This window comes from Streptomyces sp. NPDC055955 (genome assembly GCF_042270245.1).
In the GTDB taxonomy this organism is placed as follows: Bacteria; Actinomycetota; Actinomycetes; order Streptomycetales; family Streptomycetaceae; genus Streptomyces.
Genome location: NZ_JBHJYS010000036.1, coordinates 42,563 through 64,336, shown reverse-complemented (window position 1 = coordinate 64,336; position 21,774 = coordinate 42,563). Strand labels below are relative to the sequence as shown.

Below are 21,774 nucleotides of genomic sequence, written 5' to 3'. Positions count from 1 at the left end.
GCGCGAGGGCCGCGCGCGAGGGCCGCGCGGGCGGGCCGCACCGCCGACACGCTTCCCGGATCAGCCTGCCTTGATCATGTCGGCGCACTTCTCGCCGATCATCATCGTCGTGATGCACGGATTGACGGCAGGCAGGAACGGCATCACTGACGCGTCGGCCACCCGCAGCCCGCTGACCCGTCCACCTCTGCCGCTCCTTCCCGACTCAGGCTCCGCCGTGGGCCGTCGCGGGCTCCGGCGGTTCTCCGACGGCGTGTTCGGCGATCACGCCGGTCTTCTTGCGCTGCACGAACCAGTAGTAGGTGAAGCCCGCGGCGGCGACGACGCCGACGAACAGGACGCCGCCCCATCGCAGATACCAGTGCTGGGGACCGGTGGCGTTGTAGACCGCGGCGCGCGGCCACAGCAGGTTGACCGACATCGCCGCGCCCCAGAGCACCGCCAGGATGTTGACCGGCAGGCCGAAGCGGCCCAGTGAGAAGCAGCCGGGCGCGGGCGTCCACCCGCCGCGCAGCCGCTGTACCAGCATGGGCCCCGTGACCAGCAGATACGCGATGTAGATCATGACGATGGCGATGCTGGTGACCACCGAGAAGATCTGCGGTTGCTTGACGTTGACGACGAGGATGGCGATCGCCACGATCCCGATCAGGCACGTGGCGACCACCGGTGTCTTGAACCGCGGGCTGATCCTGGCCAGTCTGGAGCCGGCCGGCAGGTTGTTGTCGCGGGCCATCGCGAACGCCATGCGCAGACCGGCGGTCTGTACGGACAGGGCGCACACGGTGATGGCGACGACGACGCACCACAGCACGGCCAGGCCGACCGTCTCGCCGAGCGTGGCCTTCACCACGTACTGCAGACCGTCCACCGACAGCTCCTCGGCCTGGAGATCAGGGGTGGCGAGCAGGGCGAAGAGCAGGATCAGGCCGCCCAGGACGAAGGAGGCGATGAGTGCGCGCAGGATGGCGCGCGGAGCGTTGCGGGCCGGATCGATGGACTCCTCGCCGAGCGAGGAGGCGGTGTCGAAGCCGTACATCACGTACGCCGAGGCGAGCGACGCGGTCAGGAACGCGCCGAGGTAGCCGAGCGGCCGGCCCTGTCCGTGGCCGCCGGTGTCGAGGATCGCGCTCGGACCGCGGGTGATGTGCGCTGCGAGCAGGCCCACCAGCACGACCGCGGCGATCAACTCGATGAAGACACCGGCGGAGTTGATGGTCGCCATCAGTTTGACGCCGAAGGCGTTGACCAGGGTGGTGAAGAGGATGAGGATCGTGCCCAGGAGCACGGCGTTGGCGGCCGCGTCGTACTGTCCCGTCCCGTCGCCGATCACTTGGAAGACGCTCGAGATCTGAGGGAGCGTCAGCTGGTACGCGAGGGCCACGGCGGCCAGCGACACCATGGTCGCGATCGTCATCATCCAGCCCGCCAGCCAGCCGATGTGCGGACCGCCCGTGTGCTTGGCCCAGTTGTAGACCGACCCCGCGACGGGGAAGCGCCCCGCCAGTTCACAGAAGCTCAGCGCCACCATCAGCTGCCCGATGAAGACCATCGGCCACGACCACCAGTAGGCCGGCCCGCCGAAGCTGACGCCGAAGTAGAACAGCTGGAAGGTACCGGTCAGGATGGAGATGTAACTGATTCCGGCGGCGAAGGTGTGGAAATTGCCGAGGGTGCGCTTGAGTTCGGGTTTGTAGCCCAGCTCCGTGAGCGCGGCGTCCTGGTCGTGACCACTCGTGGCGTGGCCAGGTCCGTCAGGCGGACTGTCCGGCATCGCCGTACTCCTCTCCCGCACGGGTGGTGACGTGCCCAGGGCTCACTCGAACCACCGCTGCGGCCGTGGCGCGGTGTTACGCCAGATGTGCTTGGCCTCCTGGTACTCCGCGAGGCCGGTCGGCCCCAGCTCCCGGCCGACGCCGGACTGCTTCATACCGCCCCACTCGGCCTGCGGTACGTACGGGTGGAAGTCGTTGATCCATACGGTTCCGGCGTTCAGCAGGGACGCGACCCGCTCGGCTCGCCCGGCGTTCTGCGTCCAGACCGCTCCGGTCAGGCCGTAGACGGTGTCGTTCGCGAGGGCGACCGCCTCGGCCTCGTCGTGGAACCGCTCGACGGTCACGACCGGGCCGAACGACTCGTCGCGCACCACCGACATGCCCGTGGTGCACTCGGCGAGGACCGTCGGCGGATAGTAGTAACCGTCCCGCAGGGCCGGGTCCTCGGGCCGGGCGCCACCGCAGCGCAGCACCGCACCCTCCGCCACACCCGCGGCCACGTACGCCTCGACCTTGTCGCGGTGGGCGGCGGAGATCAGCGGACCCGTGCGGGCACGCACGTCGAACGGGCCGCCCATCGGGATCGCCCGGGCCCGCGCCACCAGGTCCTCGACGAACCTGTCGTGCAGCTCGCCTTGGACCAGCAGCCGCGCCCCGGCCGAACAGACCTGACCGGAGTGCAGGAACACGGCCATCAGCGCGTGGTCGACAGCCGTCTCGTAGTCGGCGTCGTCGAACACGATGTTGGGGTTCTTGCCGCCGAGCTCCAGGGCCACCTTCTTCACGGTGGCCGAGGCCGCGGCCATGATGCGCCGTCCCGTGACAAGACCACCGGTGAACGACACCATGTCGACCCGGGGGTCCTCGGTGAGCGGTGCCCCCGCGTCCGGACCGGTGCCCAGGACGAGATTGGCGACCCCGTCGGGCAGTCCGGTCTCGGCCAGCAGCCGCATCAGGATGATCGCGGTGTGGGGGGTGAGCTCGCTGGGCTTGAGGACGAAGGTGTTGCCCGCGCCGAGCGCGGGGGCGACCTTCCAGGCGGTCTGCAGCAGTGGATAGTTCCAGGGAGTGATCAGCGCGCACACGCCGACCGGCACGTGCACCACTCGGCTGTCCACGCCGGGGTTGCCGGTGTCGACGATCCGGTCGGTGCCGCCGGAGGCCACCAGGTTGCCGAAGTAGCGGAAGCAGCTGGCGATGTCGTCCATGTCGTACTCGCTCTCCACGAGCCGTTTCCCGGTGTCCAGGGATTCGGCGCGGGCGAGTGCGTCCTTGTCACGCTCGATGAGGGCGGCCACGCGCAGCAGCAGCGCGCCGCGCTCGGCGGCCGGTGTGGCGGGCCACGGTCCGCGGTCGAAGGCTTCACGGGCCGCGGTGACCGCCGCCGCCGCGTCCTGCGGACCCGCCTCGTCGACCGTGGCGACCAGCGTGCCATCGGCCGGGCAGCGGATCTCGCGCAACCGCCCGTCGACGGCAGCGATCCATCTGCCACCGATGAACAGCTCAGGCATGCGGACTCCTCCGGGTCGGGCGTTCGATCCAGCTCCCGAGCACGGTCGGACCCGACCCTGCTCCCGGGCACGCGGTGTGGTGCTCCGTCAACCGACAGTAAGTACGGCGCGTCGTCCGCGCAGCACCGCGGGGGCCGGCGGTGAGGTGAGAGGCGTCCCGTTGCCGGCAGTCAGGTGCGAACACCCGGCGGTGCTCGTGCCATGTCGGGGAAAGCGGCAGGTTCCAGCCGGGGCGGGTTCGCGGGCGGGCGGGGCGGGTGGGTCGTCGGTCGTGTTCGCCTGCCGGTTCGCGGGCCGGCCGGGCGCCGTCCCCTTCCGTGTGGTCCGTTGGTCCGCTCCCGGCCGACACGCGGAGCGTTCGATTGGGCCATTGGCCCAAGGCTTTCGCCCTCTGTTGATCCATAGGCCCTTGAGATGCTGTGATGTTTTCGTCGATGGCGCTGCGGGATCTCCGCGGCGCCTTTTTCATGCGGAGTTTCGCGGTGACGCGGAAAGGGTGGGCGGCTGTGCTGAAGAGGGTGTTCGTGGCTCCGGATCCGGGGCGGCTGCGGCTGCGCTTCGCGGCCCGTGGCGTCCTCGGCATCAGCCTTGCGGTGGCCCTGTGCGGGCTCGCCGGACACTCGCTCGTCGCGGCCATCACCGGTGGCCTGGCCGCGCTGCTCGCGCTGTTCACGGTGACCGACGCGACGGTGCGCGGACAGGCCGTGACGACCGCGCTGCTCCCGGCCGTCGGACTCCCGGTGCTCGGGCTCGCGGCCGCGCTGCACGAGGTGCCCGTCGTGCGTGACCTGGCGTTCCTCGCGGTCGTGGGCGCCGGCGTGTACGCGCGGCGGTGGGGGCCGCGCGGGCACTCCCTCGGCGTGTTCGCGTTCATGACCTTCTTCGCCGCGCAGTTCCTGCACACCGTGCCGGACCAGCTCCCCGAGCTGTACGCGGCGGTGCTCCTCTCGCTGGCCGCCGCGACCGTCGTGCGGTTCGGCCTGTGGTGCTACGAGCGCCGGCTGCCGGCGCCCGCGGCGGTGGCGGCGCCGACCGGCGGGAGCCGGCTCGCCCGCATCACGACGCGGCAGGCCGTGCAGGCGACCGTGGGCGCCGCCTTCGCGCTCGCCGCCGGTCAGCTGCTGTCCGACCAGCGGTGGTACTGGGCGGTGGGCGCCACGTGGTGGGTGTTCGTGAACACGACGTCCCGCGGGGAGACCGTCGTACGCGGATTCCGGCGGTTCCTCGGCACGGTGCTTGGCATCGTGCTCGGCTTCGCCGTGGCCGTGCCACTGCACGACCAGCCGGTCGCCGCCGCGATGATCGTCGCGCTCAGCGTGTTCGGGATCTTCTACACCGCCGCGGTCTCGTACACGTGGATGATGCTCGCCGTCACCGTCATGGCGAGCATGCTGTACGGGCTGCTCGGCGTCCTCGACCCGGCGCTGCTCGCCCTGCGCGTCGGCGAGACCGCCGTCGGGGCGCTCGGCGCCGTGCTCGCGGTACTGCTCGTGCTGCCGGTGACCACGCACTCCGTCACCGACGCCTGGGTCGAGCGGGCCCTGCGCTGTGTGCACGCCTGCACCGCCGAGGCCGCGGCCCGGCTCGCGGGCTCACCGACGGCCGACCCGACCCGGCGCGTGGCCGAACTGGAGTCGATCCTCGGCAGGGTGCGGCTCTCGCTCGCCCCGCTGGTGCATCCGCTCAGCCCGATGCGGGCGCGGATGGGCCGGGCCCGGCAAGTCCTCGCGCTGCTCGACGACTGCGCGCGCGAGGTGCGCGGGCTCGCCTCCGTCGTCGCCGACCCGGAGGCCTCGCACGACGCCCGGCTGGCCGCGGCCTGCTGGCGCGTGGAGACCGCCGTCGAGGCGCTCACCGACGCGCCGGCGGGCGGGGCGCGCCGCCAGAACGCGTCCGCCGCGGTGCCGCAGCTCGTCGAAGGCGAACCCGTGCTGGCCCATCTCCATGCCCTGGAGCAGGCACTGCTCGAACTCGCGGTCCCGCTGCGCGGATCCAACCGGGTCGCGGTCGGCGCCTGAGTCCTCGCGGCTCCGGCTCACCGGAAGGGCGCGCGCTGGATATTTCGCGCCCCTGGGGTGCTCTTCGCGCTCCCCGGTGGGCGGGTCTGATCGCGCGTACGGTCGCGGCCCTACGTCACTCGTCCCACCTGCGGCAACGCCCCGCCAAGCGGACGGCCCGGCGCGGCTCGAGGCGATTTCGCCTGTCACGTAGACGTCGGATCGGCCCCCGGAGGGGTGACGCAGCGGCATCATGTGGACGCACGGAGTGCGCGGCCCCGCGGGAGGGCCCGCGGCCGGGGACCCCCTGGGAGTGCGCCATGCCCGATACACCAGACCGAACCGACGGTCCCGCCGGCTGGCTGGACAGAGCCGAGGCGAGAGACCGGGCCGAGGCGAGAGACCGGGCCGACGCAAGAGACGGAGGCGCGGCCTGGGACGGAGGTGCGGCCTGGGATCTGGCCGCGGCATGGGATCGAGCCGAGGCGAGAGATGTCGGTGCGGCGGGGGATGGAGCCGCGGTCAGGGATCGAGCCGGGGCGAGGGATGTCGACGTCGTACGGAACGGTGCCGCGGCGCGGCATGTTGACGTGGCACGGAACGGATCCGCGGCGCGGGGCGGTGCCGCGGCGCCGGGTGGAGCCGCGGCCAGGGATTGGGCCGGGGCGAGAAACGCCGGCGTGGCACGAAACGGAGCCGCGGCGTTGGACGGTGCCGAGGGTTGGGACGGTGCCGAGGGTTGGGATCGGGCCGCGGCAACGGATGCCGGCGAGCCGGGGGGCGAAGCGGCGGCCCGGGATCGAGCTGGGGCAACGGACGTCAGCGCCACGCGGAACGGAGCCGCGGCCTGGGGGGACGGTGCCGTCGCCTGGGGCGGAGGCGTGAGTGGGGACGGTGCTGTCGCCTGGGGCGCGGGCGCGAGTGAGGACGGTGCCGTCGCCCGGGACGGAGGGGCTCAGGCGCGGCACGAACGGTGCCCGGAAGGCGCCGCTCGCCGTCCCCCCTCCGCTGCCGCCCGTATCGGTCACCCCCGCAGTCCCCACTCCCGTAAACCGTTTCCCCGCACCCCGGAACTCTGGCCAGCCGCCTCCGACTTCATCCGCGCCCACCACGCCGAGGAGCGGCTCGGCGACCCGGCCCACCGGCTGGCGGAGGCATACGACGAGATCGCGGAGACGGGAACGTATCGCCACACCGAGCGCGAACTCACCTTCGGGGCCCGTGTCGCCTGGCGGAACGCCAACCGCTGCATCGGCCGCCTCTACTGGAACTCGCTGCACGTCCGCGACCGCCGCGACCTCACCGCCGCCGAGGACATCGCGGCCGCCTGCGCCGACCATCTGCGCGGCGCCTCCCAGGGCGGCCGCATCCGGCCCCTGATCACCGTCTTCGCACCCGACGCGCCGGACCGCCCGGGACCGCGCATCTGGAACGAACAGCTCATCCGGTACGCGGGGTACGTACAGCGCGACGGCCGCGTCGTCGGCGACCCGCGCAACGAGGGCCTCACCGCGCTCGCCCGGCGCCTCGGCTGGCGCGGCGGCGACGGCACCCCCTTCGACGTACTGCCCCTGATCGTCCAGGGCACCGACGACAAGCCGCGCTGCTTCGACCTGCCGCCCGACGCGGTCCTCGAAGTCCCCATCGAGCACGAGGACCACGACTGGTGGGCCGGGCTGCGTCTGCGCTGGCACGCCGTGCCCGCCCTGTCCACGATGTGCCTGGAGATCGGCGGGATCTGCTACCAGGCCGCCCCCTTCAACGGCTGGTACATGGGCACCGAGATAGGCGCACGCAACCTCGCCGACACCGACCGCTACGACCTCCTGCCGCGTATCGCGGAACGTCTCGGACTCGACACCACCAGCGACCGCTCCCTGTGGAAGGACCGCGCCCTCGTCGAGCTGAACCGCGCCGTCCTGTACTCCTTCGACCGTGCCGGCGTCACCGTCACCGACCATCACACCGAGTCCCGGCGCTTCCTCACCCATCTCGACCGCGAGGAGCGCAAGGGCCGCACCGTCGGCGCCGACTGGTCCTGGATCGTGCCGCCGATCTCGGGCTCGGCCACCCCGGTCTTCCACCGCACGTACGACACCACTGAGCGCACGCCGGCGTACGTGCAGCACCCCGAGGCGCTCGCCAGGGCGTCCGGCGACTTCCCGGTCTAGGGCCTGTCGTCTGGATCACGCCGGGCCCGAGTGTGCCGGGACCGCGCCTCGCGGCGTTGTCGTCAGTCGCCGACGCTCCGCGTGGGCTCGTTCCTCCGCCTTGCGGTGCACAGCACCGGCACCAGCACCCGCTCCCTGGTCCGGCCTGATCCAAACGAAAGGCCCTGGACCCGCTGCTACCGTCGGCCGCAGGAACGGAGAGCACCGGGCTCACCGTGCATGCGGCGCAAGGGGATTCGCGTGGGCGACAGGCAGGGCGGACGGGCGTACATCGGATCCTTCACCGCCGCGGGAGGCTCCGGGATCCTCACCGCGTCCGTCCACATGGACAGCGGCTCACTCACCGTGCTCAGCGCTGTCGACACCCTGCCGGACCCCTCGTACCTCGCGCTCTCGCCCGCGCGCGACATGCTCTACGCGGTGAGCGAGACCGCCGAGGGGGCCGTCGCCGCGTTCCGTACCGGGGACGGCAAGCCCGAACTCGCCGGGCGCGGTGTGGCCGTCCGCGGCTCGGGCCCCACCCACCTCGCCCTGTACGAGGGCCATGTACTCACCGCCAACTACGGCTCCGGCAGCGTCACTTCGGTACGGCTACGCGCCGACGGCACCCTCGACGGCGAGTCCGTCGACGTGCTGCGCCACGAGGGTTCGGGCACGCACCCCAAGCGCCAGCAGGGCCCGCACACCCACCAGGTGACGCCGGACCCCAGCGGCCGCTGGGCCGTCAGCGTGGACCTGGGCACCGACTCCGTGCGGATCTGCTCGATGCAGGGCGGGCGCCTGGAGGTGCACCGCGAGGTCGCGCTGCGGCCCGGCTCGGGACCGCGCCACCTCGTGTTCCACCCGCGCGGCGACCGCGCGTACATCCTGAACGAGCTCACGCCGACCGTCACCGTCTGCCACTGGGACGCCGAAAGCGGCGCCCTGCAGCCGCTCGGTGAGAGCTCCGTGCTGCCGGACGCGCCGCACGGCGACGCGTTCCCGTCCGAGGCGGTCGTGTCGCCCGACGGGCGCTTCCTGTGGACCGCCACACGCGGCGCGAACGTCATCTCCGTCCTCGCCCTCGACGCCGCCGGAGACCGGCCGACGCTGCGCGCCACCGTCTCCTGCGGCGGCGACTGGCCGCGCGACCTGGCCCTGCACCCCTCGGGCCGCTTCCTGTACGCGGCGAACGAGCGGTCCGGTGACGTGACGTGGTTCTCCGTCGACCTCGAGACCGGCCTCCCGCGCCGCAGCGGCTCCATCGAGGCGCCCGCCGCGTCCTGCGTGATCTTCGGCTGACGTGATCTCCGGCTGAGACCGTTCCCGAGCGGGTACGGCGACGGGCCCGACCCCATCGGGGTTCGGGCCCGTCGCCGGGTGCCTGCGGACGGTCCGGGTCCGCTAGAGGGCCGGCGCGCCCTGCGGCTGCTGCGGGGCGATACCCAGCGCCGTCGTGTACTTCGACAGGGCCAGCTTGCCGATCGCCGGGTAGGCGCCCAGCGACTCGGCGGAGGCGCAGCCCGCCTCGTTCGCCGCCGCCTCGAGGAGGCTGGCGTCTATCTCCGGGCCGATCAGGTACGGGGCGAGCGCCAGCTGCTGCGAGCCGGATCCGCGCAGTTGCTCGGCGGTCGCCGCGATGGCGCCCTCCTCGTCGAGCGCGGCCGCCATGACCGGCACCGCGAGGCGCGCGGCCAGGAGCATGCCGGTGATCCCGGCCGCCTGGACGGCCTCGTCGCCGCCGACCGAGGCGAGGATGATGCCGTCGGCGGCGGTCGCCACCGTGAACAGCCGGGCGCGGTCGGCGCGGGCCAGGCCCGCCTCCGACAGACGCACGTGCAGGCCCTCGGCGAGCAGGGGGTGCGGGCCGAGGACATCCGTCAGCTCGGCGGCCGTACGGCTGTCGATCACGGCCTGCCGGATGCGGCGCGTGAGCGCGCTGTCCGGGCCGGCGAGCAGGGGCACGACCACGGCGACCGGTCCGTCGGGCTCCGCGACGTCGGCGCCCGCGGCACGGGCCTGCTCGAATCGGGCGGTGCGCTCCTTCGCGGCGCGCGAGAGCACGGCCCGCAGGGAGGGGAACTCGGCGAACGCCGAGGCCTCGGCGGCCTCCGAGTCGTCACCGTCGAGGTATCCGATGCGGGCGTCGAGGCCCGGCAGCTCGGAGCGGGCGATGCTGACGACCTCTTCGGCGAGGCTGCGCGAGGCGTTGCTGGGCGCGCCGGGCACCGCGAGGACGAGTGCGGGTGCGCCCTCGGGAGCGGCCACGGGTTCCGGGCGGCGGTGCCGACCGGGCTGACGGGGTCGCGGCATTCGTACAGGCAGGCCGGATGCAGGCCCAGTGGGGGAGCTCATGCCGCCGCATGCTACTGGCTCACGGGTCTCCCTTGTTCGGGGAGGGGGCAGCTGAGCGGTATCCGTCCGTATTTATCCTTTCGGTGACGAATGGCTCAACTGTCCAGGTCAGAAGGGGCGCAAGGACCGCCGTCAGCGGTCGGCGGCCTCCTCGGGGACATGGAGGAGGCGGCCGTCGCACGGCAGGCGCAGACCGTCGAGGGCGAGTGCGGCGGCGAGCACCAGCGCACCGTGCAGAGGGTCGCCGGTCGCCGACACCGCGTCGGCGTAGGGGAGTTGCTCCGCGAGCTCGGCGCGGAGCGGGGCGAGCAGCGGCTCGCCCATCTTGAACAGGCCGCCGGTGAGCGCCACTTCACTGCCGTCACCCGCTGGGCACACCGCGGCCGCCGCCTCGGCGATGTGTCCGGCCGCCTCGCGCAGGATGCCGGCGGCGACGGAGTCGTCGAGTGCGGCGCGGGCCACGTCGGGAGCGAAGGAGGCGAGGACGGCGGGACGGTCCGTGCGCGGGTAGATCCGGGCCGGCAGTCCGGCCGCCGGGCCGAACCGCTCCTCGGCCAGGGCGAGCAGCGCGGCGGAGCCCCCGCGGCGCCCGTCGTGCGCCCGCATCGCCGCGTCCAGGCCCGCACGCCCGATCCACGCACCGCCACCGCAGTCACCGAGGAGATGCCCCCAGCCGTCGGCCCGGTGCCAGGAGGTGAGGTCCGTGCCGAGCGCGATCATGCCCGTGCCCGCGGCGACGACCGCGCCGGGCCGCTGGCCGAGCGCGCCCGCGTATGCGGTGACACCGTCCGCGGCCAACGCGAGCCGCCGTACGCCCAGTTCGGCCGCGAGGGCGCCCGGGAGTTCGGCCCGCAGTCCGTCGCCGAGCGTGGCCATTCCGGCCGCGCCGACGGCGACCGCGCTCACCCGCGGCACGCCAGGGCCGCGGTCGCCGACGCGGGCGAGCAGCTCCCGGGCCATCGGAAGCATCTGTTCGAGCAGATGCCCGGCGTCGATGCCCGCGGCGCCGGTCCGCACGGGCTCGCGGGACACCGCCGTCCCGGGACAGGTGAGATCCCCGGCCGGGGCGAGCGCCACACGCAGACCGGAACCGCCGGAGTCGACGCCGAGGACCCACCCGGGGCCCGCGGGATCGTCGCCGTGGCCCGGACCGGACTCGGCAGCGGCCGGTTCGCGCGTCACGGCAGCCGCCAGTCCACCGGCTGCCCGCCCTGCCGTGCCAGGAGGTCGTTGGCCCGGCTGAACGGCCGCGAGCCGAAGAAACCGCGGTCGGCCGACATGGGGGAGGGGTGCGCGGACTCCACGGACGGCAGGTCACCGAGGAGGGGCCGCAGATTACGGGCGTCGCGTCCCCACAGGACGGACACGAGCGGACGGCCGCGCGCGGCCAGTGCCCTGATCGCCTGCTCGGTCACCTCTTCCCAGCCCTTGCCGCGGTGTGCGGCGGGGCGGCGGGGGGCCGTGGTGAGTGCCCTGTTCAGCAGGAGCACGCCCTGTCGCGTCCAGGGCGTCAGGTCACCGTTCGACGGCTGGGGCAGGCCCAGATCCGTGTTCAGCTCGCGATAGATGTTGATGAGACTGCCGGGCAGCGGGCGCACCTCGGGCGCGACCGAGAACGAGAGCCCGACGGCATGTCCCGGCGTGGGGTAGGGATCCTGGCCGACGATCAGGACCCGCACCTCGTCGAACGGCTGCTGGAACGCCCGCAGCACGTTCGCCCCGGCCGGTAGGTAGGTGCGTCCCGCGGCGATCTCCGCGCGCAGGAACTCGCCCATGGCGGAGATCTGTCCCGCGACGGGCTCGAGGGCCTTGGCCCAGCCGGCTTCTACGATTTCGTGCAAGGGTCGTGGTGCCACGGGCGTCACCCTACTGCCGTGACGGACGGGCCGATCAACCGACCACGGCCGCTCGCACACACAGCACGTCCGGCAGATGCGAGGCCAACTGCCGCCAGCTGTCCCCGTCGTCGGCCGACGCGTACACCTCGCCGTTGCGATTGCCGAAGTAGACGCCCGCCGGGTCGGAGTCGTCCGTGCACATCGCGTCGCGCAGCACCGTCCCGTAGTGATCGCCCTGCGGGAGCCCCGCCGTCAGCGGCTCCCAGCTCCTGCCCGCGTCCTGGGTGCGGAAGACGCGGCAGTGCCGCTCCGCGGGCACGCGGTCGGAGTCGGCGTTGATCGGGAACACGTACGCCGTGTCCCCGCGGTGCGGATGCGCGGCGGCGGCGAAGCCGAACGTCGAGGGCAGGCCCGCCCCGATGTCGTTCCACCGGGTACCGCCGTCGTCGCTGCGGTACACGCCCCAGTGGTTCTGGAGGTACAGGCGGTCCGGGTCGGCCGCGTCCTGCGTGACCTTGTGGACGCACTGGCCGAACTCGGGGTTCGGGTCCGGCAGGAAGACCGCCGAGACCCCGGAGTTGGCGGGGTCCCAGCTCTGTCCACCGTCCCGCGTGCGGAACACCCCGGCCGTGGACACCGCGACCGTCACCGCGCGCGCGTCACGCGGATCGGTGACCACCGTGTGCAGGCCCTCGCCGCCACCGCCGGGGACCCACTTCGACCGCGTCGGGTGCTCCCACAGCGGACGCACCAGATCGAATGTCTCGCCCCGGTCCTCCGAGCGGTAGAGAGCCGCGGGCTCGGTGCCCGCGTACACCACGTCCCGCTCGGCGGCTGCCGGGTGCAACTGCCACACACGCTCCAGCGAGGCCCCCGTGTCCTTGGGGAACTTGACGGCGGGGCGTGCGGGCTCCGTCCACGTACGGCCCAGGTCGTCGGAGTGGAAGACCGACGGGCCGAAGTGCGCGCTGTCACCGCCCACGAGGAGCCGCGGGACATCGCCCCGCGTGTCGATCGCCACCGAATACACGGCCTGGGAGTTGAAGTACGGGCCTTCGTCGAACTCCCACGCGCCGCCGCCCCGCCTGCGGCCGATGAAAAGCCCCTTGCGCGTGCCAACCGTCAGCAGCACTTCAGTCATGCCGGACACCTCCGAGGACGCCTTTGTCTCAGGTACGGCCCAGTCTGCACCCCACCACTGACAGTCACCCCCGAGGGCGGCATCGCCGCAGGTCACACCGGCTGGGCGGCCACTTCCTCCGGCACCGGCAGCGGAAAGTGGCAGGCCACCTGGTGGCCGGCCCCGCGCGGCGCCGCGACCGGCGGCTCGACCTCGGCGCAGACGTCCTGCGCGAGCGGGCAGCGGGTGCGGAAGCGGCACCCCGACGGCGGCGTCGCCGCGGACGGCGTCTCGCCCGTCAGCGGAGTCCCGGAACCGGCCGTGGCCGACGGATCGGGCACGTTGACCGTGTCGAGCAGACCCCGCGTGTACGGATGCAGCGGACGCGCGTACACCTCCTCCGCGGGACCGGTCTCGACGAGCTTGCCGAGGTACATCACGCCCACGGTGTCGGCGAGGTAGCGCACCACCGCGAGGTCGTGCGAGATGAACAGATACGTCAGGCCGCGCTCACGCTGGAGCTCCCTCATCAGGTTGAGGATCTGTGCCTGCACGGACACGTCGAGCGCCGACACCGGCTCGTCCGCGACCACCAGATCGGGGGACAGCGTCAGGGCCCTTGCCAGGCCGAGGCGTTGGCGCTGGCCGCCGGAGAACTCGTGCGGATACCGCCGCACGGCGCCCCTCGGCAGTCCCACGGCGTCCAGGAGCCCGTCGATCTGCGCCTCCTGCTCGGCGCGGCCGCCGACGCCCTGGATGACCAGGGGTTCGCGCAGGATCTCGCCGACCCGCATCCGCGGGTCCATGGCCGCGGTCGAGTCCTGGAACATGAGCTGGATGCGGCGGCGGTGCGCCCGTCGCCCGGCCCGCGTGAGGCCCGCGAGGTCCTCGCCGTCGAAGCGCACCGATCCGGCCGTCGGATCCTCCAGGCCCGCGACGATGCGGCCGAGCGTCGTCTTGCCGCAGCCCGACTCGCCGACCATGCCGAACGTCTCGCCCTTGCGGATGGTCAGCGACACGCCGCCCACCGCGCTGACCGTGCCGCGACTGCGCGAGAACGGTCCGCCCTTGAGCGGGAACTCCTTGACGAGACCGTCGAGTTCGAGGAGCGGCGCGCCCGGCGCCGACTGCGCGGGGACGGCGGCGGGTGCGATGACGTCGGCCGCCTCGCCCTGCGCGGACGCGTCCGGCACCGGGTGGAAACAGGCGAACCGGTGTTCCGTCACCCGCAGTTCGTCGTCGGTGAGCGGCGGCTCCTGGGTGCGGCACTCGTCCGTCGCGAACCCGCAGCGCGGCGCGAACCGGCAGCCCTCCGGCCGCACCGTGAGGTTCGGCGGCAGCCCGGGAATCGTGTGCAGTTCGGTCCCGCCGTCGCCTGCCCGCTCCGGAAGAGCCGCGAACAGGGCTTCCGTGTAGCGGTGGCGCGGGCGGGCGAACAGGTCCCGTACGTCGGCCTGTTCGGCGACCCTGCCCGCGTACATGACGGCGACGCGGTCCACGCGGTTCGCGATGACGCCGAGGTCGTGCGTGACGAGGATCATCGCCATGCCGAGCCGCTCGCGCAGGTCGTCGATCAGTTCCAGGATCTGGTGCTGGGTCGTCACGTCGAGCGCGGTCGTCGGCTCGTCCGCGATGAGCAGCTTCGGCTCGCAGACCAGCGCCATGGCGATGGCGACGCGCTGGCGCATGCCGCCCGACAGCTGGTGCGGATACGCCTTCATGCGCTCGGCGGGCTGGGGCATGCCGACGAGCCGGAGGGTCTCCTCGGCGCGTGCCCAGGCCTCCTTGCGGGAGACGCCTCGGTGCAGCAGGAGCGGCTCGGCGACCTGCCGGCCGATCGTCATGGTCGGGTTGAGCGAGGTCAGCGGGTCCTGGAAGACCATGCCGACGGTGTTGCCGCGGACGTCCTGGAGGACGGGCGCGGGCGCGGCGGCCAGGTCCACTCCGTCGAACAGGACGCGTCCGCCGGTGATCTTCCCGCCGGGCGGCAGCAGCCCGAGGACGCTGAGCGCGGTCATCGTCTTGCCGCAGCCGGACTCGCCGACGACGCCGAGAGCCTCACCGGCTGCCAGATCGAGGGAGATCCCGTCGAGGGCGTGGACGGTACGGTCGCGGGTGGCGATGTCGACGCGCAGGTCGTCGATCCTGAGCAGGGGCTCGGTCATGTCTGTCTTCCTCAATGCCTCGGTCCCTTACTTCCGCAGCCGTACTTCGAACGCGTCACGCAGCCCGTCACCGATGAAGTTGAACGCGGCGACGACCAGGACGATCGCGATGCCCGGCGGGAAGATCAGCCACCAGTAGCCGTTCTGCGTGTAGGTGATGCCGGCGGACAGCATCGAGCCCCAGTCGGCGGACGGCGGCGGGATGCTGAGCCCGAGGAACGCGAGATAGCTGACGTAGAGGATGGCGTCGGCGATCTGGAACGTGCAGTTCACGATGACCGTGCCGATCGCGTTGGGCACGATGTGCTTGAACACGGCCCGTGTGCCGCCCCCGCCCATCATCCGCATGGCCTGGACGTACTCCCGGTTGCGCAGTGACAGCGCCTCGCCGCGCACCAGACGGGCGGGGGAGAGCCAGGCGACCCCGGCGATGATCAGAATCAGGATGCCCTTGCTGGGCGTGACGATCGCGGCGACCACGACGAGCAGGAACATCGCGGGGATGGCGAGCGCCGCGTCGGTGACCCGCATCATCGCGGCGTCGACCCAGCCGCCGAAGTACCCGGCGACGGCGCCGTACACGGTGCCGAACAGCGTCGCCAGCAGGCCCGCCGCCAGACCGATCTCGAGGGAGGCCCGCCCGGCGACCATGAGCCGGCCGAGCAGGTCGTACCCGAGGTCGGTGGTGCCGAGGAGATGCCCGGCGGTGCCGGGGGAGAGGTTCGCCTGTGCGAGATCCGTGTGGATCTGCTCGGTCGGGTGGACGAGCGGGCCCAGGTAGCAGAAGGCGAGCAGCAGGACCAGGACCACGACGCCCGTCAGGGCCAGCTTGTTGCCGGTGAAGACGCGCAGGGTGCGGCGGGCGAGGGAGGGGGTGGCCTGCGCGGCTTCCTCCTGGCCCGGCTGGACGGGAAGGACGGCGGACGTACTCATGCCACGCTCCGGATCCGGGGGTCGAGGACGGCGTACAGGATGTCGGTGAGCAGCGAGCCGAGGACCGTGGCGATGCCGACCACGAGGGTCACACCGAGGAGCACGGGGAAGTCGGAGCCCTGGGCCGCGTTCCAGAACAGCAGCCCCATGCCCGGGTAGTTGAACATCGACTCGACGACGAGGGCGCCGCTGAACAGCGTCGGGAGGTAGAGCCCGAGCAGGGTCGCGAGAGGGATCAGGGCGTTGCGCAGGACGTGCCTGACCATGATCCGCCGGCTGGACTGGCCCTTCGCCATGGCCGTGCGGACGTACTCCTCGGTGAGGTTGTCGAGTACGGCGGAGCGCATGTAGCGGCTGAACATCGCCACGATGCCGAAGGCCATCGTCACGACCGGCAGGACCAGCCCCGTGAAATCGCCGAGGAGTTGACCGATCGTCTCGCCCTGCGGTGCCTCTGCCGGGAAGATCGGCATGACCTGCGCGAACAGGATGATCATGATGAGGCCGAGGAAGAAGACGGGCGTCGCGTACAGCAGGAAGGCGAGTCCCGTGAGCGCGTAGTCCGAGGCCTTGCCGCGCCGCACGGCCTGGAGCAGGCCCAGCGGGACGGCGATCACGACGGCGAGGACCGTGGACAGGACAGTCAGGAGCAGTGTCTTCGGCAGGCGCTGCCTGAGCAGTTCGAAGACGGGCGAGTTGAGCTTGTACGAGTCGCCGAGGTCGCCGGTGAGCAGCCGCTTCAGATACATCATGTACTGCATGGGCAGGGAACGGTCGTAGCCCTGCTGGTGGTTGAAGTGCTCGATCTGCTGCGGGGTGCCCTTCGGGCCGAGGATGGCGCGGGCCGGACCGCCCGGCAGCAGATGCAGCAGGGTGAAGACGATCACCGAGACCAGGAACAGGACGACGAGGGCCTGCAGGAAGCGCTTGACCAGAAAGCCGGTCACTTCGCGGCTCCCTTCTTGGCGTGCTTGTTGTTCGTGTCGTTCGTGTGCTGCTCGGCTTCCTTGACGAAGTACCAGTGCTGCGGCGCGAACGTGACGGTCGGGTTCTGCTCGATGCCCCGCAGGTCGTTGCGGATCACCGACACCTGGTACGCGGGGTTCGGCATCCACATCACCGGCAGCTGCCCGGCGAGGTACTCGCCGTACTGGTGGACGGCCTTCATGTCCGGCGAGTACTGCACGGCCCGGATGATCCGGTCGGCCTTCTTGTCGCTGTAGTTGCCGAAGTTGGCGGAGGCGCCTGTGGAGAAGAGCTGCTCGCCGCTCGGGTTGAGCGGGTAGTACCAGCTGCCGGCCGTACCGAAGAAGGACATGTCCCAGTCGCAGCCGGGGTCCTCGGCGGTGCACGGCACGGAGTTGCCGAGCACCGAGTTCAGGGGCTGCTGGCGCACGGTCAGCTCGATGCCCGCCCGGCTGAGCGACGACTTCAGCTCCTGCATCATGTTCGTCGTCTCGGTGGAACCCGACTGGGAGAGCAGGGTCATCTCCAGGGGCGCGTTCTCCTCGATGCCCGAGCCGCACTCGTCGTCGCCGGTACCCGGGCGTGCGCAGCGCGCGACGCCGTCGCGGGTCTTCCAGCCGTGCGCGGCGAGCAGCTCGCGCGCCGCGCGCACGGAGAAGGGGTACTGGTTCTTCGCCATGGCCGGCGACAGGTACTGGCTCTTCGGGGTCACCGGCACCGGGCCGAGCGTAGGGGTGGCGCTGCCCTGCCAGATGACGTCGCTCATCGCCTTCTGGTCGACGAGGTGCTGCATCGCCCGGCGGATGTACAGCTGGCTCATCAGGGGCCCGGCGTGAGTGGAGTTGAAGTTGTAGACGATGTACGTCGCCGCCCAGCCCTCCCACGGATCGACGCGGTATCCCTTGTCCTCGAACTTCGCCTTCTGCGCCATGACGGACGGCGGTATGTAGCCGTAGTCGACGCCGCCGGAGCGCAGCACGTTGTACTCGGAGTCGGCGGTGGTGAACGGTTTGAAGACGACCTTGTCCAGGTGCGGCCGCTCGGAGTCGGGGCCGGTGAACTTCTCGTTCGGGACGATGGTCACCTGGCCGCTGTCCCGCCAGCCGGCGAGTTTCCAGGGCCCGTTGACCGTCTTCCAGAGAGGGTCGCTGCCGTACGAGCCGAGGCTCTTGGCGTGCCGCGTGAGCCGGGCGAAGACGGCCCTGGCGCCCTTGGTGGTGCGGTCGTGGTCACCGACATCGCCGCCGTCGGTCGTGGCGTCCCAGGCGTGCTGGGGAAGGGCGCGCATCAGCGTGAGCTGGTTGGCCGTGAACCAGTCCGGGTTGTACGCCCGGTCGAGGTGCAGCCGCACCGTGTGGTCGTCGACGACCTCGAACCGCTTCACGTCGTCCGGCATCGTGCCGACCGAGTAACTGCCCCAGTCGGCCTTGTTCGCCTTGACGAGGTTGAACCAGAACTCGAGGTCGCGGGAGGTGACCGGCTTCCCGTCGGACCACTTCACGCCCCGGCGCAGCGGCACGGTCACCGTCTTGTTGCCGTCGCTGTACTTCGGCTCGAGGCCGAGCGTGCTCGGGCCGTGCGTGGTCAGCTCGCCCTCGAGCTGCACGGCGTCGTAGACCGGCATGAACAGCAGGGTCTGGATGCCGTAGTTGTACGAGGCTCCGTAGCCGGGTGCGCCGATCGGGAAGATCCAGTTCGGCGTGGCGGCGGGAGGCAGCGCCATCGTGGCCGTGCCGCCCTCCACGGGGGTGCCGCCGGTCGGCCCCATGGCGATGCTGCCGCCCTCGTGCGTGCAGCCGGTGAGAGCCGCCGCGAGGACGAGGACGGCGGCGGCCGTTGACCTGAATGAGCGCATGCCGGAGGGCCTCCAAGGGGACGGGGGGCGGCCCCGTACCGGAGTGCGACGGGGCGGCGCCCGAACGCTAGGCCGGTCGGTGAAAACAAGTCAATAGCTTCATTCGGCAAATAGTTCTTCGTCTCGCAGGTATGGCCATCTTGGTTCGAGTCGGTCTAGGCTTCGATCATTCATCGAAGGAACACATCGAACTAACGCGGCAAACGAGCTCATCGAACCCCACACGCTGAACCAAGCAACCAAGCAACCGAGCAACCAAGAGGGCGGTATGTCCGACACATCGCAGGGCGAACCGGGGTCGGCGCAGCACATCCTGCACCTGGTCTCCTCGGGCGCCGCCACCTCCCGGGCCGACCTCGTACGGGAGCTGGGCCTCGCCCCCTCCACCGTCTCGCTGCGTGTGCAGGAGCTCGTGGCGGCCGGCGTGCTCACCGAGTCCGGCGAGGGCGCCTCGCGCGGCGGGCGGCGCCCCCGTCTGCTGCGCGTGCGGGCCCAGGGCGGTGTCGCGCTCGCCGCCGACCTCGGCAGCCATCACGCACGGCTCGGAGTGGTCGGCCTCGACGGCACCGTCCTCGACGCCGTCGACCTGCCGCACGACATCACCGTGGGACCGGAGTCGGCCGTCGAATGGCTCTGCGGCCAGGTCACCGAACTCGCCGCACGGCAGCGGGAGGCGGGCCGCACCGTGCGGGCGCTCGGCGTCGGATTCCCCGGCCCGGTCAAGCCCGGCGAGGGCCGCGTCCTGAGCCCGTCCCGCATGCCCGGCTGGCACCGCTACCCGCTGCGCGACGTCCTGGCCGAACGCCTCGGCCTGCCCGTCACCGTGGAGAACGACGCCACGATGATGGCCGTGGGCGAGCACCGCGCCGCCCGTCCCGACCTCGACCACATGGTGGTCGTCAAGGCGGGCCGCGGCATCGGCAGCGGCATCATCTCCGCGGGCCGCCCGCACGACGGGGCGAACGGCTGCGCCGGCGACATCAGCCACGTACGCGTGGAGGCCGCGCAGGACCGGCCGTGCAGCTGCGGCAACATCGGCTGCCTCGAGACGGTCGCCAGCGGCGCCGCGCTGATGCGCGAACTCGCCGGGCAGGGCGTCGAGGTGGCCTCCACCACCGAGCTCCTCCAACTCGTCGCCGACGGCGACCCACAGGCCACCACCCTGGTCCGCACCGCCGGCCGGCACATCGGCACGGTCCTGTCCGTCGTCGTGAACTTCTTCAACCCGCAGGCCGTGGCTCTCGGCGGCGCGCTCGCCGCCGCCGAACCGCTGGTCGCCGCCGTCCGCGGAGTCCTGTACGAGCGCTGCCTGCCGCTCGCGACCGCGGAGCTGGAGATCACCACGACGGTCACGGGACCCGACGCTGGACTGCTCGGCGCGGGCCTCACCGCCCTGCGCCACAACCTCCCCACCGCACCCGTCCCCCAGGAAGAGAGCGCCTCAGCATGACGAGCACGGCCCCCGCACGCCGCCTGCGCATCGGCATCGGCGGCATCGGCATCGAGTCCTCCACGTTCTGCCCGCACCGCTCCACCACGGACGACTTCCGGCAGACCCGCGGTCAGGACCTCCTCGACCGCTACACCTGGACCCGGCCCGACTCCGACCTCGCCGACGCCGTCGAATGGGTGCCGCTGCTGCACGCGACCTCGCTGCCCGGCGGCCCGGTCGAGGCGGAGTCGTACCTGGTCCTCAAGGACGAGCTCGTCACCCGCATACGTGAGGCGGGCCCCCTCGACGGCATGGTCTACGACATCCACGGCGCCATGAGCGTCGTCGGCCTCACCGACGCCGAGGGCGACCTGACGGACGCGGTCCGTGCCGCCCTCGACGCGCACGGCACCCGCCCGCTGCTGTCCGCCGCGATGGACCTGCACGGCAATGTCTCGCGCCGCTTCGCCGACCCCTGCGACCTGCTCACGGCCCACCGCCTCGCCCCGCACGAGGACGCCTGGGACACCCGCGAGCGCGCCGCCCGCAACCTCGTACGCTGCCTGCGCGACGGCACGCGCCCGCACCGCGCCTGGGTCCAGGTCCCCGTCCTGCTGCCCGGCGAGAAGACCAGCACCCGCCTCGAACCCGCCAAGTCCCTCTACGCCTCGCTCGCCGACATCGAGCGGAAGGACGGCATCCTCGACGCGGCGATGTGGGTCGGCTACGCCTGGGCGGACGAGCCGCGCTGCAAGGCCGCCATCGTCGTCACCGGCGACGACGCCCCGCTCGCCGCCGCGGAGGCCGAGAAGCTCGCCCGGCGCTACTGGGACGTCCGCAGGGACTTCGTCTTCGTCGGCCCGACCGGCAGCGCCGAGGAGTGCATCGAGAAGGCGGTCGCCTCCGACCGGCGCCCGTTCCTCATCAGCGACTCCGGCGACAACCCGACGGCGGGCGGCGCCGGTGACCTCGCGTACATGCTGGGCAAACTGCTCGCCAACGACGCCATCCGCACGGGCGAGGTCACGGCCGTGCACCCCGGCATCACCGACCCGGTCGCCGTGGCCCGCTGTTTCGAGGCGGGAGTGGGCGCCGAGGTCACCCTCAGCGTCGGCGGCAAGGTCGACGCCGGTCACGGCGGACCGTACGAACTCACCGGCACCGTCACGGCGTTGCAGCGCGCCACCGAGCAGAAGGACCGGGCCGAGGGCGGCGCGTACGACCGCGGTGTCGACATGGCGGCCGTGCGCGTCGGCGGACTCACCGTCGTCCTTGTGGAGCGCCGCAAGCCGTTCCACACGCTCGCCGACTTCATGGGCCCCGCGCAAGGCGGCCTCGGCGTCGACCCGCGCACGTACGACCTGGTCGTCGTCAAGATCGGCTACCTGGAGCCCGAACTCCACGACATGGCCGCCGACTGGCTGCTCGCCCTCACCCCGGGCGGCGTCGACCAGGACCTCCTGCGCCTGGGTCACCACCGGGTCGAGCGGCCGCTGTACCCGTTCGACGACGACGCGTACGCGGACGGGCCGGGCCCCGACCTCACGGCCACGCTCCTGTAGGCGGGCTTCCGCCGGCGCGCTTCGTCGCACCGCCGGTGGACGGAGTCGCGGAGCGGACGCTTCCGGGTGAGGCTTGAGAGGCCCGCACCGGCCGTCGACGAGCCGGTGCGCCGAA

15 protein-coding genes and 1 pseudogene are annotated in these 21,774 nt (G+C 72.1%); 5 read left to right on the top strand and 11 right to left on the bottom strand.

Annotation, left to right across the window (positions count from 1 at the left end; translation table 11 throughout):
• Window positions 1–60: 60 nt before the first annotated feature.
• From ACFC96_RS43155 to ACFC96_RS43145, 3 genes and pseudogenes are all read right to left on the bottom strand, one after another.
• A pseudogene (locus ACFC96_RS43155) lies at window positions 61–177 on the bottom strand (GMC oxidoreductase); the annotation flags it as partial.
• Window positions 178–205: 28 nt separating this feature from the next.
• Entirely contained in the window at window positions 206–1,774 is a 1,569-nt protein-coding gene (locus tag ACFC96_RS43150; RefSeq protein ID WP_376617992.1) for an APC family permease, read from the bottom strand.
• A 42-nt stretch (window positions 1,775–1,816) separates the two neighbouring features.
• Window positions 1,817–3,286: an aldehyde dehydrogenase family protein gene (locus ACFC96_RS43145; RefSeq protein WP_376617990.1), complete on the bottom strand. Its 1,470-nt coding sequence runs from the start codon at window positions 3,284–3,286 to the stop codon at window positions 1,817–1,819.
• A 506-nt stretch (window positions 3,287–3,792) separates the two neighbouring features.
• Between ACFC96_RS43145 and ACFC96_RS43140 the strand changes: the two genes are divergently transcribed.
• The 3 genes from ACFC96_RS43140 (at window position 3,793) to ACFC96_RS43130 (ending at window position 8,735) form a co-directional block, all read left to right on the top strand.
• A complete protein-coding gene (locus ACFC96_RS43140) occupies window positions 3,793–5,304 on the top strand; it encodes an FUSC family protein (RefSeq protein WP_376617988.1) in 1,512 nt (503 codons plus the stop codon).
• Window positions 5,305–6,380: 1,076 nt separating this feature from the next.
• Window positions 6,381–7,454 carry a nitric oxide synthase oxygenase gene (locus tag ACFC96_RS43135; RefSeq protein ID WP_376618007.1) on the top strand — a complete coding sequence of 358 codons (1,074 nt, stop codon included), beginning with the start codon at window positions 6,381–6,383 and terminating at the stop codon, window positions 7,452–7,454.
• A gap of 240 nt (window positions 7,455–7,694) precedes the next feature.
• The gene (locus ACFC96_RS43130) at window positions 7,695–8,735 is read left to right on the top strand and encodes a lactonase family protein (RefSeq protein WP_376617987.1); all 1,041 of its coding nucleotides are present in this window, start codon (window positions 7,695–7,697) and stop codon (window positions 8,733–8,735) included.
• Between the two features lie 102 nt (window positions 8,736–8,837).
• Here ACFC96_RS43130 and ACFC96_RS43125 read toward each other — a convergent pair whose 3' ends face one another.
• The 8 genes from ACFC96_RS43125 to ACFC96_RS43090 form a co-directional block, all read right to left on the bottom strand.
• Window positions 8,838–9,788, bottom strand: coding sequence for a sirohydrochlorin chelatase (locus ACFC96_RS43125; RefSeq protein WP_376545324.1), 951 nt, complete (start codon window positions 9,786–9,788; stop codon window positions 8,838–8,840).
• 132 nt (window positions 9,789–9,920) lie between these two features.
• Window positions 9,921–10,970 carry an N-acetylglucosamine kinase gene (locus ACFC96_RS43120; protein ID WP_376617985.1) on the bottom strand — a complete coding sequence of 350 codons (1,050 nt, stop codon included), beginning with the start codon at window positions 10,968–10,970 and terminating at the stop codon, window positions 9,921–9,923.
• Window positions 10,967–11,644 (bottom strand): uracil-DNA glycosylase, encoded by a 678-nt coding sequence (locus tag ACFC96_RS43115; RefSeq protein WP_376252238.1) that lies wholly within the window; start codon window positions 11,642–11,644, stop codon window positions 10,967–10,969. Before ACFC96_RS43115 ends, ACFC96_RS43120 begins: the two co-directional genes overlap by 4 nt.
• A 34-nt stretch (window positions 11,645–11,678) precedes the next feature.
• On the bottom strand, window positions 11,679–12,767 hold the full coding sequence (locus ACFC96_RS43110) for a WD40/YVTN/BNR-like repeat-containing protein (RefSeq protein ID WP_376252240.1): 1,089 nt from the start codon (window positions 12,765–12,767) through the stop codon (window positions 11,679–11,681).
• A 92-nt stretch (window positions 12,768–12,859) separates the two neighbouring features.
• Window positions 12,860–14,911, bottom strand: a complete 2,052-nt coding sequence (locus ACFC96_RS43105) for a dipeptide ABC transporter ATP-binding protein (protein WP_376617983.1) — start codon at window positions 14,909–14,911, stop codon at window positions 12,860–12,862.
• Window positions 14,912–14,938: 27 nt separating this feature from the next.
• Window positions 14,939–15,844 carry an ABC transporter permease gene (locus ACFC96_RS43100; RefSeq protein WP_376252246.1) on the bottom strand — a complete coding sequence of 302 codons (906 nt, stop codon included), beginning with the start codon at window positions 15,842–15,844 and terminating at the stop codon, window positions 14,939–14,941.
• Window positions 15,841–16,791: an ABC transporter permease gene (locus tag ACFC96_RS43095; RefSeq protein WP_376252249.1), complete on the bottom strand. Its 951-nt coding sequence runs from the start codon at window positions 16,789–16,791 to the stop codon at window positions 15,841–15,843. The genes ACFC96_RS43100 and ACFC96_RS43095 overlap by 4 nt, the downstream gene beginning before the upstream one ends.
• Window positions 16,788–18,665, bottom strand: coding sequence for a peptide ABC transporter substrate-binding protein (locus ACFC96_RS43090; protein WP_376617981.1), 1,878 nt, complete (start codon window positions 18,663–18,665; stop codon window positions 16,788–16,790). Before ACFC96_RS43090 ends, ACFC96_RS43095 begins: the two co-directional genes overlap by 4 nt.
• Before the next feature lie 268 nt (window positions 18,666–18,933).
• Between ACFC96_RS43090 and ACFC96_RS43085 the strand changes: the two genes are divergently transcribed.
• On the top strand, window positions 18,934–20,115 hold the full coding sequence (locus ACFC96_RS43085) for an ROK family protein (protein WP_376252254.1): 1,182 nt from the start codon (window positions 18,934–18,936) through the stop codon (window positions 20,113–20,115).
• Window positions 20,112–21,659 carry a M81 family metallopeptidase gene (locus tag ACFC96_RS43080; protein ID WP_376617979.1) on the top strand — a complete coding sequence of 516 codons (1,548 nt, stop codon included), beginning with the start codon at window positions 20,112–20,114 and terminating at the stop codon, window positions 21,657–21,659. Before ACFC96_RS43085 ends, ACFC96_RS43080 begins: the two co-directional genes overlap by 4 nt.
• Window positions 21,660–21,774 lie beyond the last annotated feature (115 nt).

Bases quoted from the DNA above. Each gene is read 5' to 3' on its own strand.
- ACFC96_RS43100 (WP_376252246.1), bottom strand. From the start codon at position 15,844: ATGAGTACGTCCGCCGTCCTTCCCGTCCAGCCGGGCCAGGAGGAAGCC.
- ACFC96_RS43080 (WP_376617979.1), top strand. From the start codon at position 20,112: ATGACGAGCACGGCCCCCGCACGCCGCCTGCGCATCGGCATCGGCGGC.
- ACFC96_RS43105 (WP_376617983.1), bottom strand. From the start codon at position 14,911: ATGACCGAGCCCCTGCTCAGGATCGACGACCTGCGCGTCGACATCGCC.
- ACFC96_RS43150 (WP_376617992.1), bottom strand. From the start codon at position 1,774: ATGCCGGACAGTCCGCCTGACGGACCTGGCCACGCCACGAGTGGTCAC.
- ACFC96_RS43090 (WP_376617981.1), bottom strand. From the start codon at position 18,665: ATGCGCTCATTCAGGTCAACGGCCGCCGCCGTCCTCGTCCTCGCGGCG.
- ACFC96_RS43145 (WP_376617990.1), bottom strand. From the start codon at position 3,286: ATGCCTGAGCTGTTCATCGGTGGCAGATGGATCGCTGCCGTCGACGGG.
- ACFC96_RS43125 (WP_376545324.1), bottom strand. From the start codon at position 9,788: ATGAGCTCCCCCACTGGGCCTGCATCCGGCCTGCCTGTACGAATGCCG.
- ACFC96_RS43085 (WP_376252254.1), top strand. From the start codon at position 18,934: ATGTCCGACACATCGCAGGGCGAACCGGGGTCGGCGCAGCACATCCTG.
- ACFC96_RS43110 (WP_376252240.1), bottom strand. From the start codon at position 12,767: ATGACTGAAGTGCTGCTGACGGTTGGCACGCGCAAGGGGCTTTTCATC.